The sequence below is a fragment of the Mucilaginibacter gossypiicola genome (assembly GCF_900110105.1).
Taxonomy (GTDB): domain Bacteria; phylum Bacteroidota; class Bacteroidia; order Sphingobacteriales; family Sphingobacteriaceae; genus Mucilaginibacter; species Mucilaginibacter gossypiicola.
Map to the genome: position 1 here is coordinate 154,000 of NZ_FOCL01000013.1, position 14,677 is coordinate 168,676.

The 14,677-nt window shown below is 41.2% G+C and carries 14 protein-coding genes; 6 read left to right on the forward strand and 8 right to left on the reverse strand.

Going from position 1 to position 14,677, the window contains the following annotated elements:
* Nucleotides 1-10: 10 nt before the first annotated feature.
* The 3 genes from BMX50_RS29070 to BMX50_RS29080 form a co-directional block, all read right to left on the reverse strand.
* Nucleotides 11-634 carry a M949_RS01915 family surface polysaccharide biosynthesis protein gene (locus BMX50_RS29070; protein ID WP_091219277.1) on the reverse strand — a complete coding sequence of 208 codons (624 nt, stop codon included), beginning with the start codon at nucleotides 632-634 and terminating at the stop codon, nucleotides 11-13.
* Between the two features lie 10 nt (nucleotides 635-644).
* Entirely contained in the window at nucleotides 645-1,199 is a 555-nt protein-coding gene (locus tag BMX50_RS29075; RefSeq protein ID WP_091219280.1) for a hypothetical protein, read from the reverse strand.
* 137 nt (nucleotides 1,200-1,336) lie between these two features.
* Nucleotides 1,337-3,193 carry a CocE/NonD family hydrolase gene (locus BMX50_RS29080; RefSeq protein WP_091219283.1) on the reverse strand — a complete coding sequence of 619 codons (1,857 nt, stop codon included), beginning with the start codon at nucleotides 3,191-3,193 and terminating at the stop codon, nucleotides 1,337-1,339.
* A 254-nt stretch (nucleotides 3,194-3,447) separates the two neighbouring features.
* Between BMX50_RS29080 and BMX50_RS29085 the strand changes: the two genes are divergently transcribed.
* The 4 genes from BMX50_RS29085 (at nucleotide 3,448) to BMX50_RS29100 (ending at nucleotide 6,644) form a co-directional block, all read left to right on the forward strand.
* On the forward strand, nucleotides 3,448-3,948 hold the full coding sequence (locus BMX50_RS29085; RefSeq protein ID WP_091219288.1) for a hypothetical protein: 501 nt from the start codon (nucleotides 3,448-3,450) through the stop codon (nucleotides 3,946-3,948).
* A 91-nt stretch (nucleotides 3,949-4,039) separates the two neighbouring features.
* Nucleotides 4,040-5,443 carry a dihydrolipoyl dehydrogenase gene (gene lpdA / locus BMX50_RS29090; RefSeq protein ID WP_091219292.1) on the forward strand — a complete coding sequence of 468 codons (1,404 nt, stop codon included), beginning with the start codon at nucleotides 4,040-4,042 and terminating at the stop codon, nucleotides 5,441-5,443.
* 111 nt (nucleotides 5,444-5,554) lie between these two features.
* A complete protein-coding gene (locus BMX50_RS29095; RefSeq protein WP_091219295.1) occupies nucleotides 5,555-6,175 on the forward strand; it encodes a TlpA family protein disulfide reductase in 621 nt (206 codons plus the stop codon).
* Nucleotide 6,176: 1 nt separating this feature from the next.
* On the forward strand, nucleotides 6,177-6,644 hold the full coding sequence (locus BMX50_RS29100) for a sterol desaturase family protein (RefSeq protein ID WP_091219299.1): 468 nt from the start codon (nucleotides 6,177-6,179) through the stop codon (nucleotides 6,642-6,644).
* On the opposite strand, the gene BMX50_RS29105 is transcribed toward BMX50_RS29100, so the two are convergent.
* The gene (locus BMX50_RS29105; protein WP_091219302.1) at nucleotides 6,637-7,239 is read right to left on the reverse strand and encodes a hypothetical protein; all 603 of its coding nucleotides are present in this window, start codon (nucleotides 7,237-7,239) and stop codon (nucleotides 6,637-6,639) included. The genes BMX50_RS29100 and BMX50_RS29105 overlap by 8 nt on opposite strands.
* Nucleotides 7,240-7,337: 98 nt before the next feature.
* On the opposite strand from BMX50_RS29105, the gene BMX50_RS29110 reads away from it, so the two are divergent.
* Both BMX50_RS29110 and BMX50_RS29115 read left to right on the forward strand, forming a co-directional pair.
* Nucleotides 7,338-8,318: a glycosyltransferase gene (locus BMX50_RS29110; RefSeq protein WP_091219307.1), complete on the forward strand. Its 981-nt coding sequence runs from the start codon at nucleotides 7,338-7,340 to the stop codon at nucleotides 8,316-8,318.
* A gap of 32 nt (nucleotides 8,319-8,350) precedes the next feature.
* Nucleotides 8,351-10,018 carry an ArnT family glycosyltransferase gene (locus tag BMX50_RS29115; protein WP_091219312.1) on the forward strand — a complete coding sequence of 556 codons (1,668 nt, stop codon included), beginning with the start codon at nucleotides 8,351-8,353 and terminating at the stop codon, nucleotides 10,016-10,018.
* A gap of 375 nt (nucleotides 10,019-10,393) precedes the next feature.
* On the opposite strand, the gene porD is transcribed toward BMX50_RS29115, so the two are convergent.
* From porD to BMX50_RS29135, 4 genes are all read right to left on the reverse strand, one after another.
* Complete coding sequence (gene porD, locus BMX50_RS29120) at nucleotides 10,394-11,287, reverse strand: type IX secretion system protein PorD (protein WP_091219316.1); 894 nt, start codon at nucleotides 11,285-11,287, stop codon at nucleotides 10,394-10,396.
* Complete coding sequence (coaBC, locus tag BMX50_RS29125) at nucleotides 11,284-12,486, reverse strand: bifunctional phosphopantothenoylcysteine decarboxylase/phosphopantothenate--cysteine ligase CoaBC (protein WP_091219319.1); 1,203 nt, start codon at nucleotides 12,484-12,486, stop codon at nucleotides 11,284-11,286. The genes porD and coaBC overlap by 4 nt, the downstream gene beginning before the upstream one ends.
* 122 nt (nucleotides 12,487-12,608) lie before the next feature.
* A complete protein-coding gene (locus BMX50_RS29130; protein ID WP_091219326.1) occupies nucleotides 12,609-12,941 on the reverse strand; it encodes a DNA-directed RNA polymerase subunit omega in 333 nt (110 codons plus the stop codon).
* Between the two features lie 31 nt (nucleotides 12,942-12,972).
* A complete protein-coding gene (locus tag BMX50_RS29135) occupies nucleotides 12,973-13,899 on the reverse strand; it encodes an outer membrane protein assembly factor BamD (protein WP_091219332.1) in 927 nt (308 codons plus the stop codon).
* Nucleotides 13,900-14,677: the final 778 nt, after the last annotated feature.

Genomic DNA, 14,677 nt, shown 5'->3' on the forward strand with positions numbered 1-14,677 from the left:
TTGTAACAGGTTAAAAGGTATCCATGATGTTTTTCTGCCAGGTATCGGCAGCATATTTCCGGAAAGCAGTTGGGGCGGCTTTAAAAGCTGCATCAAAAATATAAGTGCCACCTCCATAATCTTTACCAGATATTTTTACTTTGTTAGTGCCTCGAACGGCGTATTTTTTATCTCCCTCGTGCATAATAATTTTCATATCACAGGGACTTACATCACTACGGCAAACGGTACGATAAACCAACCATACTTCGGCTACGCCATTATTATCTGCGTCCGTAACTGTAAATGCTCCCGGAACATAATTTGCCGTTATATCAAAGGGACAATCAGCAACAAAATCATAAGTCTGCCAGCTCAGCTTAAACTGATCGGTACCCGTAATATTGTAATGGTAGGCATATAAAGCGGCATCGCGGCCGTCACTGTTTTCGCTGTTTTTTGCTTTGGTCTCCCCGGTTTCTGTGGTGATTACTATATGCTCGCCGGTTTTATCAGTGTATTTAACTGCGTCAATAATATGCCCCTTGTAACTAATGGATTTGGGAATATCAGCTTTGCTAAGTTTAAGTACTTTAATTTGAGCAAATGTGGCCTGCGCGATGAAGAGCGATATTATGAAAAACGGTAGTTTCATATTGCATTTATTATTTCCCGGTTTTGTGATGCCGTGTATATTTACTAAATATGTTAATGTATTCTGTATCAAAAGCAACCCTGGTAATTGATTGATAGTCGATGCTGGTTGGCGAATCGTCAAAGAAACCTTCAATATCGAAATCAGTGATATAAACGTATTTTTTGCCTGCTTTTGTTATGGGGCCAATAGTAAAAGTATCGATATCCTCTGCCTCACATTCCGTTATTACACTTAGGCCGAGCGTTTTTAGCGATTTGAAAACTGAATGCCAATCATCGAGATCGACCTGGTATTTTATCCCAACTTTTTCAATAGCTTTTTCCCATCGCATCATTTTATCAAAGTATTTATCTCCTTTGTTAAAACGTACTTTTTTTATCTGATCGATACGTATTATCGCATAACCTGCAAGTCTAAAGTCATCGGTTTCATTAAGCAGGAGTAACTTATCCGAAAAGCCAAGAATGTAACCGTTTCGCAGTTGAATTTTATTCTCCGAAACTTTACTGTAAATCCTTACCCGGTGATTTGCTTCTTTATGACTTCTTAATTTTTCTAACATTTACATGAAAGTTATGAATTTAATATTGTTTAAAGATTGCCCGGCGGATAGTTCAAGATGGTTGATGGCAAATTAAGGTTGAAAGTAAAAGGAAGCCATAACTAACCTCTTATCTCCAACCTCTAATCTCTAAATAACTACTTCAAAACCTGCACATCAATAAAACTATCGTTATAAACTGTTTCGGTAGCCTTGATGTAATCACTTTCATCAGCCTTATATGGGTTCTCCAGATATTTTTGTGGATTACGAGCCACTATCGGGAACCAGGTGCTTTGTACCTGGATCATGATGCGGTGACCTTTTTTGAAAGTATGCAGTACATCCTGCAGGCGAAAGTTCAAATCTGTTTTCTGATTAGCTACCAATGCCTCTGGTTTTTCAAAGCTGTTACGGAAACGTGCCGGCATCACCTCCGAACGTACCATTTGCCAGTAATTGCTCAGGATGATGTTTTTGTTGGGCATGTATGGATTGTTCGGTTCGTCGGCCGGATAAACGTCAATCAGCTTCACAACAAAATCGGCATCGGTACCTGTGGTTGCAATTTTAAGGTGTGCCATGATCTCGCCGCCAAGGGCTACGTCATCATTTAATACTTCGCTCTGGTAAACCAGTACATCCGGGCGGCGACCGGCAAAGCGCTGATCTTCGCTCATGTAATTGTGCGGTGTAAAGCCCATGGTGGTTGTATTATCCTCAGTATAAGGAACCGGTTTAAGCGGGTCGCTTACAAATGAAACCGAACCGGGAGATGCGGCTTGGGTGGTTGACAGTTTGCCATCGGCACCTAAAAACATTTTTTCGTGTACAGCATTTGGGGCGGGCCATTTATCAAATGTTGCCCATTCCTTTTTACCGGTATTAAACATGTAGGCATTTGGCAGACCAGAGTTTTTATCGCCATTACCTTTCAGGAAGTGGTTAAAGAATTTAGCCTCGATATTTTTTTGGTAGAAGGTAGCCACGCTATCGCCAAAGTAAACATTGCTGTGCATGGTATGCCCGGTTTCGCGCGACCAGCGGCCGTGGCCAAATGGCCCCATCACAATGGTATTGTAAGCGTTCGGATCGGTTTTGTTAATGGTTTTATAAATAGCCAGCGGACCGGTTAAGTCTTCGGCATCAAACCAGCCACCTACCAGCATTACGGCAGGTTTTACTTTGCCATAGTGTTTCAGCAGGCCGCGTTTTTGCCAAAACTCATCGTAATTAGGATGATTAATGGTTTCCTGCCAAAAGAAATTATCCTTGTAAAATTTATCGGCGTTTTTAAGCGGGCCCAAATCTAACAGGTATTGATAACCATCTTTGCTGTCGGGTTTAATCATGGTGTACCAGGCTTTGCTGGTTGTATCGGTTTTTTGCACACCAAATACGGGGAAGGTGAAAAAGTAGCCCTCAATAAAAGCACCATTATGGTGGAAATCGTCAAAAAAGAAATCGGAGATAGGTGCCTGCGGTGATGAGGCCTTTAGCGCCGGGTGGTTTGAAAGGATGCCCGCAGCGGTGTAAAATCCCGGGTAAGAGATGCCATACTGCCCAACTTTGCCATTGTTATTGGCTACGTTTTTAACCAGCCAGTCGATAGTGTCATACGTATCAGAACCTTCGTCAACATCTTTTTTGCTTTTTTTGTTGTCGATAACCGGGGTCATATTGGTCCAGGTGCCTTCGCTTTTCCAGCGGCCGCGTACGTCCTGGTAAATAAAAATATAGCCTTCTTTCATCATAATTTCAGATGGGCCAAGCCTTGCGGGGTATTTGTCCTCGCCGTAAGGGGCAATGCTGTAGCAGGTACGCTGCATCATCATCGGGTACTTATTTTGAGGCGAAGCATCCTTTGGAGTATAAATAGAGGTGAACAGTTTTACACCATCGCGCATGGTGATGTACACATCTTTTTTGGTAAAATGCTCCTTTACATAATTGCTTTGAGCATTAACGCTGGTGTATAGCAATACCAGCACAAAAAATAAGTTAGTTTTCTTCATGAGATCAGTCGTGTTAAATTGGGCTAATTTAATAAACAGTTCAGGATAAACCGATTTATCAACGGTTCTGTTACAAAACGGGATAAAATACAGGGTGTTTAGGGTAATTTGTTAAAGGTGAGAGAGAAGCTTGGAAGGCACGGAACAGGAAACGAATAAACTTGTCTATAACAGGAAATGTGTTAGGGATGGTAGCGAGCACCTTTTGACACCCTTTAATTATATTATATATTGCGTCTTTAAATCCTAAGACCATGCGCAAGTTTACTAAAGCCAATCTTGAGATCAGGCGTTTAAGTGTTACCGATATTTTGTGGCTATTTGTATACTTAGTTTTGGTTTCTTTCTCGTTATATTTTAATTTTTTAAAAGATAAAATGTCTTTTTTGATGGTATTGCTTACCTCGGCATTTTTTGCATTTATAATTCTTACTACTCCGTTTGGCTTGCGGTTCAGGAGCATTTATTTTTCCATTATATGGATGGTTTTTAGTTTGCTGTTTATGCTAAATATGGTGTCCGAAGCATTCGAACCTTTTCTTCTCTTTGTGCTGTACCATGTGATAAGATTGATTTTTTGGCGAACCTATGATAGGGAATTTATTCCTTTTACTGTTGCTAAAGGTCACATGTACCGTTATGTAAGTAAGATAGAGCATAAGGGCGGCACTGACATTGATAAATATTATATGAAACTGCTTGGGGTTGGAGGCCTGGTAATTACAATATTATGCTTTGTAAGGCTTATTGGGTAAGGTAGTGGTGATATCCTTTTATTTTGACTCATAAGCTATATATTATTACCTAATTACGCTTAACTTTGCCCTCCATAAAATACACACTACTATGCAATATGATGTTATAGTTATAGGTTCGGGCCCCGGTGGTTATGTAGCCGCTATCCGCTGCGCCCAGCTGGGTTTAAAAACCGCAATTGTTGAAAAGTATAACACCCTTGGTGGTACCTGCCTTAACGTAGGCTGTATCCCGTCAAAGGCGCTGTTGGATTCGTCTGAACATTACCACAATGCTGCCCATGCTTTTAAAACACATGGCATCAACCTGAAAGATCTTTCGATAGATTTTGGACAGATGATCAAACGCAAGCAGGAAGTTGTTGATGCCAATACCAGCGGTATCAGCTACCTGATGAAGAAAAATAAGATCGACACTCACTTTGGTGTAGGATCATTTAAAGATAAAAATACCATCATCGTTAAAAAGAGCGATGGTACTGTTACTGAGATCACCGGTAAAAATGTGATCATTGCTACAGGTTCAAAACCATCGGCACTGCCATTTTTGCCTATTGATAAAAAACGCATTATCACTTCAACCGAGGCTTTAAGCCTGAGCGAAGTGCCTAAACACCTGGTATTGATCGGTGGCGGCGTTATTGGTTTGGAGCTGGGGTCGGTTTATGCCCGTTTGGGTGCCAAAGTATCTGTAATTGAATTTATGGACGGCATTATCCCAACTATGGATAAAGGCCTTGGTCGCGAATTGCAGAAAGTATTGACCAAACTGGGTATGGAATTTTACCTGGGCCATAAAGTTACCGGCGCTGCTGTAAAAGGCAAAGAAGTAACCGTTAGTTTTGATACCCCTAAAGGCGAAAAGAAAGAATTGAAAGGCGATTACTGCCTGGTAGCTGTTGGCCGTATTGCTTATACCGATGGTTTAGGCTTGGAAAATATCGGAATTACTGTTGAAGAACGTGGCCGTAAAATCACGGTTGACGAGCACCTGGAAACCAAAGTTAAAGGTGTATACGCTATTGGCGATGTGATCAAAGGAGCTATGCTTGCCCACAAAGCCGAAGATGAAGGTACATTGGTTGCTGAAATTATTGCAGGCCAAAAACCGCATATTGACTACAACCTGATCCCGGGAGTAGTTTATACCTGGCCGGAAGTTGCTGCTGTTGGTCAAACAGAAGAGCAATTGAAAGCTGCAGGTGTTAAATATAAAACAGGTTCGTTCCCGTTCAAAGCCAGCGGCCGTGCCCGTGCCAGCGGTGACCTTGATGGTTTCGTAAAAGTATTGGCCGATGCCACTACCGATGAAATTTTAGGTGTACACATGATTGGTCCGCGTGCTGCCGATATGATAGCCGAGGCTGTTGTAGCTATGGAGTACCGCGCAAGTGCCGAAGATATTTCGCGCATGAGCCATGCCCACCCAACCTATACCGAAGCCATGCGTGAAGCATGTTTAGCAGCTACTGAAAACAGGGCGATACATATTTAATAATCTCGGATTTCGGATTTTCGATTTCGGATTTTTAATTTGAAATATTTAAAAGCGGTTATCATTTGATAGCCGCTTTTTTAGTTTAAGTTAGTGGTAAATACTTCTGTTATGAAAGTGATAACCTATTCCTTATTCGCATTTTTAATTTTGATCGGCTTCACGGTTAATGGGCAAACTAAAAAAATCAAGTCGATACCGGATATTGATGTTTATGATATCAACGGAAAGCATACTACACTAAAAAAATTGGGGCAAAACAAAGTGCTGTTTATTGATTGCTGGTTTGTGCCGTGCCCGCCTTGTTTTCGTGAAATGGGGATGCTGCACAAGCTTTACGCTAAGTATAAAGACAACCCCAATTTTAATTTCATAACACTATGCCAAACCGATAGCGGGATAGTTAAGCGGTTTATTGCGCAGGATAAATCGATAGATAATTTTGTTAGAATGTATAAGGATTTTAGCAAGCGGCAGGATTTTAAATTACCTGTTTACTTTATACCCGGTTGCAATGAAAAAATTTATACGGGTAAAACTTTAGCTAAATATACGCCTGATGATAAAACCAAATGTCCCGACAGGCAGTTTGGTTTTAGGGGATATCCAACAGTTATTATCTTCAATAAGAAAGGAAAGCTGATTTTCAAGAAGACCGGATATGGTGATCATGAAGATGAAAATAACCTAAAAATGGAAAACCTGATAGTGCAGAACATTGCCGCTAAATGATATGAAAATATTAGCATATATAGTTATTGTGCTATCAACGATTGCATTGATGGAACTCATCTCCTGGGCTATGCATAAATACCTTTTCCACGGGCCGTTGTGGTTTATCCACAAAACACACCATCAGCAAAGGCACGGCTGGTTTGAATTGAACGACCTGTTCAGCATAGGCTTCGCGACTTTTGCTTTATGGCTGATGTGGATAGGGCATTTAAGTTTAGATTATCGTTTTTGGATCGGGGCTGGCATCAGTATTTACGGGATCATCTATTTCGTTTTTCACGATTGGTTTATCCATAACCGCTTTAAAGCTTTTAAAAGCGATAACCGCTACCTGGCGGGGATCCGCAGGGCGCATAAGATCCATCATAAATCAACGGAGAAATATCCATCAGAAGAGTTTGGGTTATTGGTAGTGAGCAGGAAATGGTTTAAGAAGCAATTAAAGGAGAATTTAGATCCTAAGTAATAGGAGTTACATTTACCAAATCCCCATCATCAAAGCCCACAGAAACAAAAAGCGATTGCCTGTACTTTAGAAAGTTTTCTTTTTTTAGCCTGAAATTAATTATATCACTTATAGCTAACGATGTATAAGCCAGTGGTAATATCCAATCCGTAAAAGCATAGTTCTCCTGATCGGATTTAAGTAGATCGTCAACTAAATTCAATATATCGGGAATAACATATTTGTGTTGTGGATCATAAACAGGCTCTACAGCCCATTCGGCGTCGTCGGGGGCGTAATTTTCAGATCCGGTTAGATAAATGGCATAAGCTTCTTTTTCTGTTCCGTTATCATCTTCGTTTAGGATCTTGATTATTCCTATCCAAATAGCTGATACATTTTCGGGTAAAGGAGATTGTGTAACAAGGCGCTCCATCCATAAGGCCAGCCCGACTTGGTTGGCTTCAATATCAATTTGTTTTAGCTTGTCCCAATAGTCAACTTTTATTAATTCCGAACAGGAAATGATGATTTTATCCCATGAATCCCTAAGTGGCAAACTTAAATTGATTGTAGAAATGAGATTATTCCAGGCCGCATCATGAATGGTTGACATATTAATAGTATAAGGTTTTGATTTTTTATCGAAGATAATACTTGTACAATAAAATTATAAATCTTAAAGATTTCTCGTACTATCTTTGCCAAACATCTATGAACATCCTCATCGTAAACAATACCCCAATCCCGGCAACTAAATACGGCGGTACCGAGCGTATTATCTGGTGGCTTGGCCGCGAGTTAAACCGCCTTGGTCACAAAATCACTTACCTGGTAGGCGAGGGATCAAGCTGTCCGTTTGCAAAGGTGTTAACTTATGATCCAACTAAAGATTTGGATCAACAGGTGCCCGATGATATAGATGTGGTACACTTCCAGTTCCAGGTGAGTGGTTTTACTAAAAAGCCTTATATAGTTACTGTGCATAATAACCCGGGTGGGGCACAATTGGATCTTAATTCGGTATTTGTATCGGCCAATCATGCGCAAAGGCATGGCTCAACGGTGTTTGTGCATAATGCGATTGATACAGCCGATTACCAAATTCCCGATCTGAATAATAAACGTATCCACACCCACTTCCTTGCTAAAGCAGCCTGGCGGATCAAAAACGTAAAAGGTGCTATTGATGTAGCTACGATGAGCGGTAATAAATTGGTAGTGCTCGGCGGTACCCGGCTTAACTTAAAAATGGGTTTGCGTTTTACACCCAATTTAAATGTGCGTTTTAAGGGAATGGTTGGGGATGAAGCAAAATCGATAGTGATGAACAGCTCGAAGGCTTTGATTTTCCCTGTATTGTGGCACGAACCATTCGGGATAGCCATTATTGAAAGTCTTTATTTCGGATGCCCGGTTTTCGGCACTCCTTACGGATCATTACCCGAACTGGTACCCGCAGAGGTTGGCTTGCTTTCGGCAAGTAAAACTGAATTAGCCGCCGGACTCAGAAACGTTGAAAGTTTTAACAAACATTACTGTCACCAGTACGCGGCCGATAACTTTAATATCGCTAAAATGGCTGCCGAATACATTGTATTGTATGAGCGCATTTTGAATGGGGAAACTCTAAACTCCGCCAAGCCTGAGTTGATCAATAACGATCAGCCCAAATACCTGCCGTGGAATAATTAAAATTCAGCTATTTTTGAGCATAAATATTTTTAGTGGATAGTACAGCAGCTTCAATTTTTTCATCGCAAAAACGGCCTTATTTTATTGTGCTGTTATTGGCTATCGTGCTTAATGTAGCCGGTATCGGCATCAAATTTTTTACCGATGATGGGGCTTTGTATTCGGCCCTCGCGCGCAGCATGGCGCAAAGCAATAACTTTACCGACCTGTTATATCATGGTGCCGACTGGCTGGATAAGCCGCATTTCCCTTTCTGGATTATTGCTATCAGTTTTAAGATTTTTGGCATCAATACTATAGCCTATAAGCTACCTGCCTTGTTATTCTTTTTCATGTCGGTGGTGTACACTTACAAGCTTGCCAAAAAGTTTTATGGCGATGAAACAGCTCTTATCGCTATCCTGATATTGCTTACAGCCCAACACAGCGTAATGTCAAATACCGACGTACGTGCCGAGCCTTATATTATGGGCCTGCTTATGGGGGCTGTTTACCATTTTTATAAAGTAAAAGAGCATACCAGCATTGCCGATATACTACTGGCTTCCATATTTACTGCCTGTGCGGTAATGACCAAAGGTATCTACCTGCTTATCCCGATAGGCGCTTCTATTATTGGAGATTATTTATTTAAGGGGAATATTAAAGGCGTTTTCCACTGGAAATGGCTGCTCTCATTTATATTGGTCGTGATATTTACCTTGCCCGAAATCTATTCGGTATACACGCAGTTTGATCTTCACCCCGAAAAAGTTGTTTTTGGCCGCACCGGAATTTCCGGGATCCACTGGTTTTTATGGGATAGCCAGTTCGGGCGTTTCAACAATAACGGATACATTACCAATACCCACGGCGATAAGCTGTTTTTTGTGCACACGCTGCTTTGGGCCTTTGCGCCATGGGCTATTCTCTTGTTTTATGCGCTTTACGCTACCATCAGGAAAATGGTTAAACGTATTGCCCAGCCCGAATATCTGTGTATCTCAGGCGGGGTATTGCTGTTGCTGATCTTTTCACTTTCCAAATTTCAGCTGCCATTTTATACCAATATCCTGTTCCCGTTTTTTGCTATTATAACGGCTGTTTTTATTAGTTCATTAAAAGTTGATGCAGAATTTAAGTTTTTCAAGATCGCTCAATACATTATTACATCTCTTTTATTGGTTGCTGTTATAGCGCTTAACTTCGTTTTCGCACCGGAGTGCTGGCCCGTATTTACCGTATTGATTATCGGGTTTATTGGCTTGGCTATTTACATTTATAAAAAGCCGACGCAAGTTTACCAGCCGGTATTTTTATTTACCTGTGCCGTATCGGTTTTGGTGAATGCTTACCTTATAACCGTTGCTTATCCTATTATTGTTGACTACCGGGGGGATCTTTCAGCTGCCGAATATCTTAATCAGAACTACCCGCAGCAAAAAGTAAGCGCTGCGGTTTTGTCAAATACTTTCGATTTTTATTACAAAGGGCAGATAACTTATACCAACCTTGATGCCATACTGAAAACAGACAGCCTGAAAAGCCGAATCATTGTAGCCGATGAAAAGGCTATAGCTGAATTAAATGCAAAGGAAATTACCTATAAAACGGTCAAAGCATTTCAGGATTTTCCTCATGAAAACCTGAGTTTGCCTTTCATCATCAAAAAGAAGAGAGCCACTACTTTGGATCAGTTTTATTTGATTAAGATCAGGTAGAGAGGTGTTAGCTATAAACCGACAAATGTAATGATGTTGTTGAGGTATTGTTTTGATGGACTGTGTGACGGCCGCGTTAGGGATAGGAGCGGAAAGCCCGGAGCGTGCATGTGCCACTGTGCGCCAGGAAAGCGAGGACTTGCAGCGGATAGCCCGGCCCGTTAGCTAACGGGAACGCCCATATTTTAAATAAAAAGAACAAGCAATTTACTTACAATTACGTCATTATAAAGAACAAAGACAACGCCCTAAGGAAGCTCATTAATGCTTAAAATATAATTTAATCATTAATAATCTTAAACTATACAGAGCGGCCCTGTAAGTAGGGGATTGCTTCGTACCTCGCAATGACGCCTTTTAAACTAACAGTAAGGATTATTTCTGCAACGTTTGGTACTTATTCCCATTAGCGGGATCGAGCTGTAAAAACAGGTTCATGGCAGTCAGGCGTTCCTGATTATCTGCCTTGCTGTAAATAGAAACCAGTTCGTCGCTTTTTGCAGTATAAAATATAAGCGGAAGCATTGCGCCCACACGCTGACGATCTATCTGCTGCAATAAGGGTAACAGTGCATCAATAGCTTTGCGGCCTTTGCTTACATTGTCAGACATGATATCAAGGCCGTTGCGGTGATAGTCATACAAAAAGCTGCGTAGCGGGTTATATAATTTATTATTCAGGTTTTCGGATAGCCAGTAGCGGTTCACATTACCGTCGAAAGCCTTCCACCCGCTGTATGATGACGTTTGCGCGTTGGTTACAATGGTTTGCGCTGCCAGAAAATAAGGCGTGCCCCCAAATTTAGAAAAGCTGTCATAATCAAGCCCTACAATAATGTTGGCGTAAAAAGCCATGATAGAACTCAGGTTGCCCTGAAAGTTTTGATCGGTATAATCGATAGTCTGGCCTTCGGTATAACTAAAGTTGATGTCTTTATCATTAAGGTTTAACAGGGTAGAGGTATAAGACGAGCCATATACCGGTCTTGACGACTGAACTTGCAGTTCGCCGGTAAAATTGCTGCTGCCATCCCAGTTGGTAACGTTCAACACAAAATTGCAATCTATCCTTTCCTGTGGCAAAATAGGGTCGGCGCTCCACTTGCGACCGTTCAGAAAGTCCTTCATCGCAGTTTCCAGGGTTTGGAAAACGCGTTTATTGGCAACCTGTATCTTGGGCGATAAAACCTGCACACGGGCATTCAGGTCCTGGGCCATAGCCTGGCCACAAACAATCATCAGTACCGTGTAAAGCAGCAGTTTTTTCATCCGTTTATCATTTGGGCAACTTTATCGCAAATATCGCGGGCTACAGCTTCCTTAGTTTTTAACTCGAAAGAGGTTTGTTTAAGCTCCCGATCAATTATGGTTATTTTATTGGTATCGCCCGCAAAACCGGCACCCGCGTCATTGAGCGAATTTAGTACAATAAAATCAAGATTTTTCTTTTGCAGCTTGGTTATTGCGTTCATTTCCTCATCGTTGGTTTCCAGGGCAAAACCAACCAATATCTGCCCTGCGCCTTTTGCCTCTCCCAGGGTTTTTAATATATCGGTGGTTTTCTTCAGTTCGATGGTTAAACCGCCATCCTGTTTCTTGATCTTTTGAGTGGCCACATCTGCCGGGGTATAATCGGCTACCGCAGCGCTCATAATGCAGGCTTTTACATCGCTGTAAACAGACAGACAAGCTTCAAGCATTTGTGCTGCCGAAGTAACATTTACCCGTTTTATGTTTTGTTGTTTACTTGTTTGAGCGGTAGGCCCTGTCACCAAAGTAACATCGGCCCCCATCGATGCCAATACATCCGCGATAGCGAACCCCATTTTACCCGATGAATGATTGCCGATGAACCTCACCGGGTCTATGGCTTCATAGGTTGGTCCGGCAGTTACCAGTATTTTATGACCGGTTAAAAGGAATTTTTTTTTTGATTCGGCTTCCAAAAAGGCAACAATCTCTTCAGGTTCGGCCATCCGGCCTTCGCCGTGCAGACCACTTGCCAGTTCGCCGTTTCCCGGCGGGATCATAATGTTACCGAACGACTGCAACCTACTTACATTTTGACGTGTAGCAGGATGTAACCACATATCCAGGTCCATTGCAGGAGCAAAATAAACGGGGCACTTGGCCGATAGGTATACTGCGCTAAGCAAATTGTCGCAGAGGCCATTAGCCATTTTTGCAAGGGTATTCGCAGTTGCAGGGGCTATGATCAGCATATCGGCCCAAAGCCCAAGTTCAACATGGTTGTTCCATTCGCCGGTATCTGCCTTAAAATAATCAACCAGCGTCGGGTTTTTTGATAGCGTTGAAAGTGTAAGCGGTGTAATAAAATGCGTTGCATCGGTAGTCATCACTACTTTAACGTTGGCTCCCGCCTTAACAAGCAGTCTTACCAGTAGTGCCGACTTGTAGGCAGCAATACTGCCGCAAACTCCCAAAACAATGTTTTTGTCTTTAAGCATAAGCTCGGATCCGCCTATCGGCGAAAGAATAAATATAGGCTAAAATAGAAAAAACTCCCGAGAGGGGAGTTTTTCACAATATAAATAAATTTCCAAAACTCCCCTTTTAGGGGGCCGGGAGACTAAACTTCTTTAGTTGGATTACGATAGTAAACTTTACCGTCTAAAAATTCCTGAACCGCAACTAATGATGGTTTAGGTAATTTTTCGTAATATTTTGAAATTTCAATTTGCTCACGGTTTTCAAACACTTCTTCAAGGTTATCATTTGATGATGCAAACTCAGAAAGTTTCTGGTGAAGTTCTTCTTTAATGTTGTTTGATATCTGGTTCGCTCTTTTTGACATAATCACAAGCGATTCATAGATATTGTCTGTTTTGGTATCCAGCTCGCGTAAATCGCGGGTTACAGTGCTGCTGGCTGCTGCTGGTTTATTACTGTTGTTAGCTGTCATATCTTAATTTAAACTCTTTAATATATCTTAATTAATATGGTATTTTTTGCGGCTGATTTTTTTCAGACGGCGCTGTTGTTGTTACAGTATCTTTAGATGCAAGTTTTTTTGCAAGTTTTGAGTTTGTAGTAGCTTCGGCAATAAGGCGTTGAGCTTGTTTAATACCTTGTTGGCTGTCTTTTACATAAGTTTGCGTTTCGTGCAGGTATTTGCTGTTTGGATATTTTTCAGCAAACTGGTCGGCATAGGCTATAGCCTGGTTAAAACGTTCTTCCTGTTTGGTTTCAAAACTATGGTAGGCATACTGATATTGTGCTTTAACAATAAGGTACTCCATTTCCTCTCCGTATTTGGTATCTGGATAATCGCGCAACGCGTTGTTGAACGCAATCACCGCCGATTGATAGTCACTGATAGTTAAATAAAGTTTGGCATTGGCATAAGCTTTAGTTTCCAGTTTATCGCGCAGGTTCTGGATCAGCTTGCTGGCCTCGGCTACACGGTCGCTTTTTGGATAAAGGTTAATAAACAACTGCAAAGCGTCAATAGCTTTTAACGTGTTATCCTGATCTAGCGAGTATATTGGTGAATCAAGGTAGTAGCAATAAGCTGAAAAGAACCTACATTCCTCGGCCCTTGGGCTTGAAGGATAAGTATCGGCAAATGTTTTAAAGTGATACCTGGCCGATGTATAGTCTTTTTGTTTGTAGTACGTGAACGCGTAATAGTAAAAAAGATCCTCGGCACCTTCACGACCGCGGTAACGTTCAACCAGCACCTCAAATAAACCTAAAGCTTTGTTATAGTCCTTTTTGTTATAGTACTTAATAGCTTCCTGGTATTTTTTGGCGTAATCGTTACTGGCTTTTAACTTTTCGTATTTGCTTTTACAACTGCCAAGCGTAATAATTACGATAGCTAAAACACTGGCTAATAACGTTAGTTGCTTTTTAAACATTCTGCAAAGATAGTTAATAATATAAATCAATCAATTTTTATTTAGCCGCTAATATATAACGAGGTATTGGCTCGCTACCTATATATATAGTGTATTTAACATCTTTTAACTATTGCCGGTTTAGGAGTAATGTGCCCGTTAAACTAATACGCTTAAAACGGTTATTTCTTATACAATGTATATGGTATTTGAGGGCCGAAAGTTGAAGCATAACAAATCTCTCCAGGTAATTTAAATAATGACATTGGATAATGATAAACTCAGGCGTGTTGTATATTATTTACCGGGAGCGATTTCGATTTATTGCGCCGTTGGATTTTTAAAACGGTTATGGTGTTGCCTGCGGCCCGGGCTATCCGCTGCAAGTCCTCGCTTTTCTTGCTCACCTTCCCCACACACGCTGCGGGCTTTACGCTACTATCCCTAACACGAATGTTGTAATGAGTAACGCCTTCGTAGATAAACTATAGTTAGTTATTCGGAATTCGCGTAGTATAATATAATAGTAGTTTGCTTTGCTTGTCGGAAAACATGCGGCTTGGTATATATAATGTAAGATAGGGGAAACTCGGGTATTGGCATATTATAAACGTTACCCAGGAAAGCCGAACGATAGTATAGAAGGGGAGGGGTAGCGGAATAAGGCCAGAACTGGGGTTTTAAGGAGTTGCTTGAAACTTTTTCTGATTGAGGAATAGGGAGTTAATGCGGATAGTTGGAAAAGAGTTAGAAATAATTTGGAAGTGGGTTAAAAGTGGCTACCTTTGCAGCCCGCAAA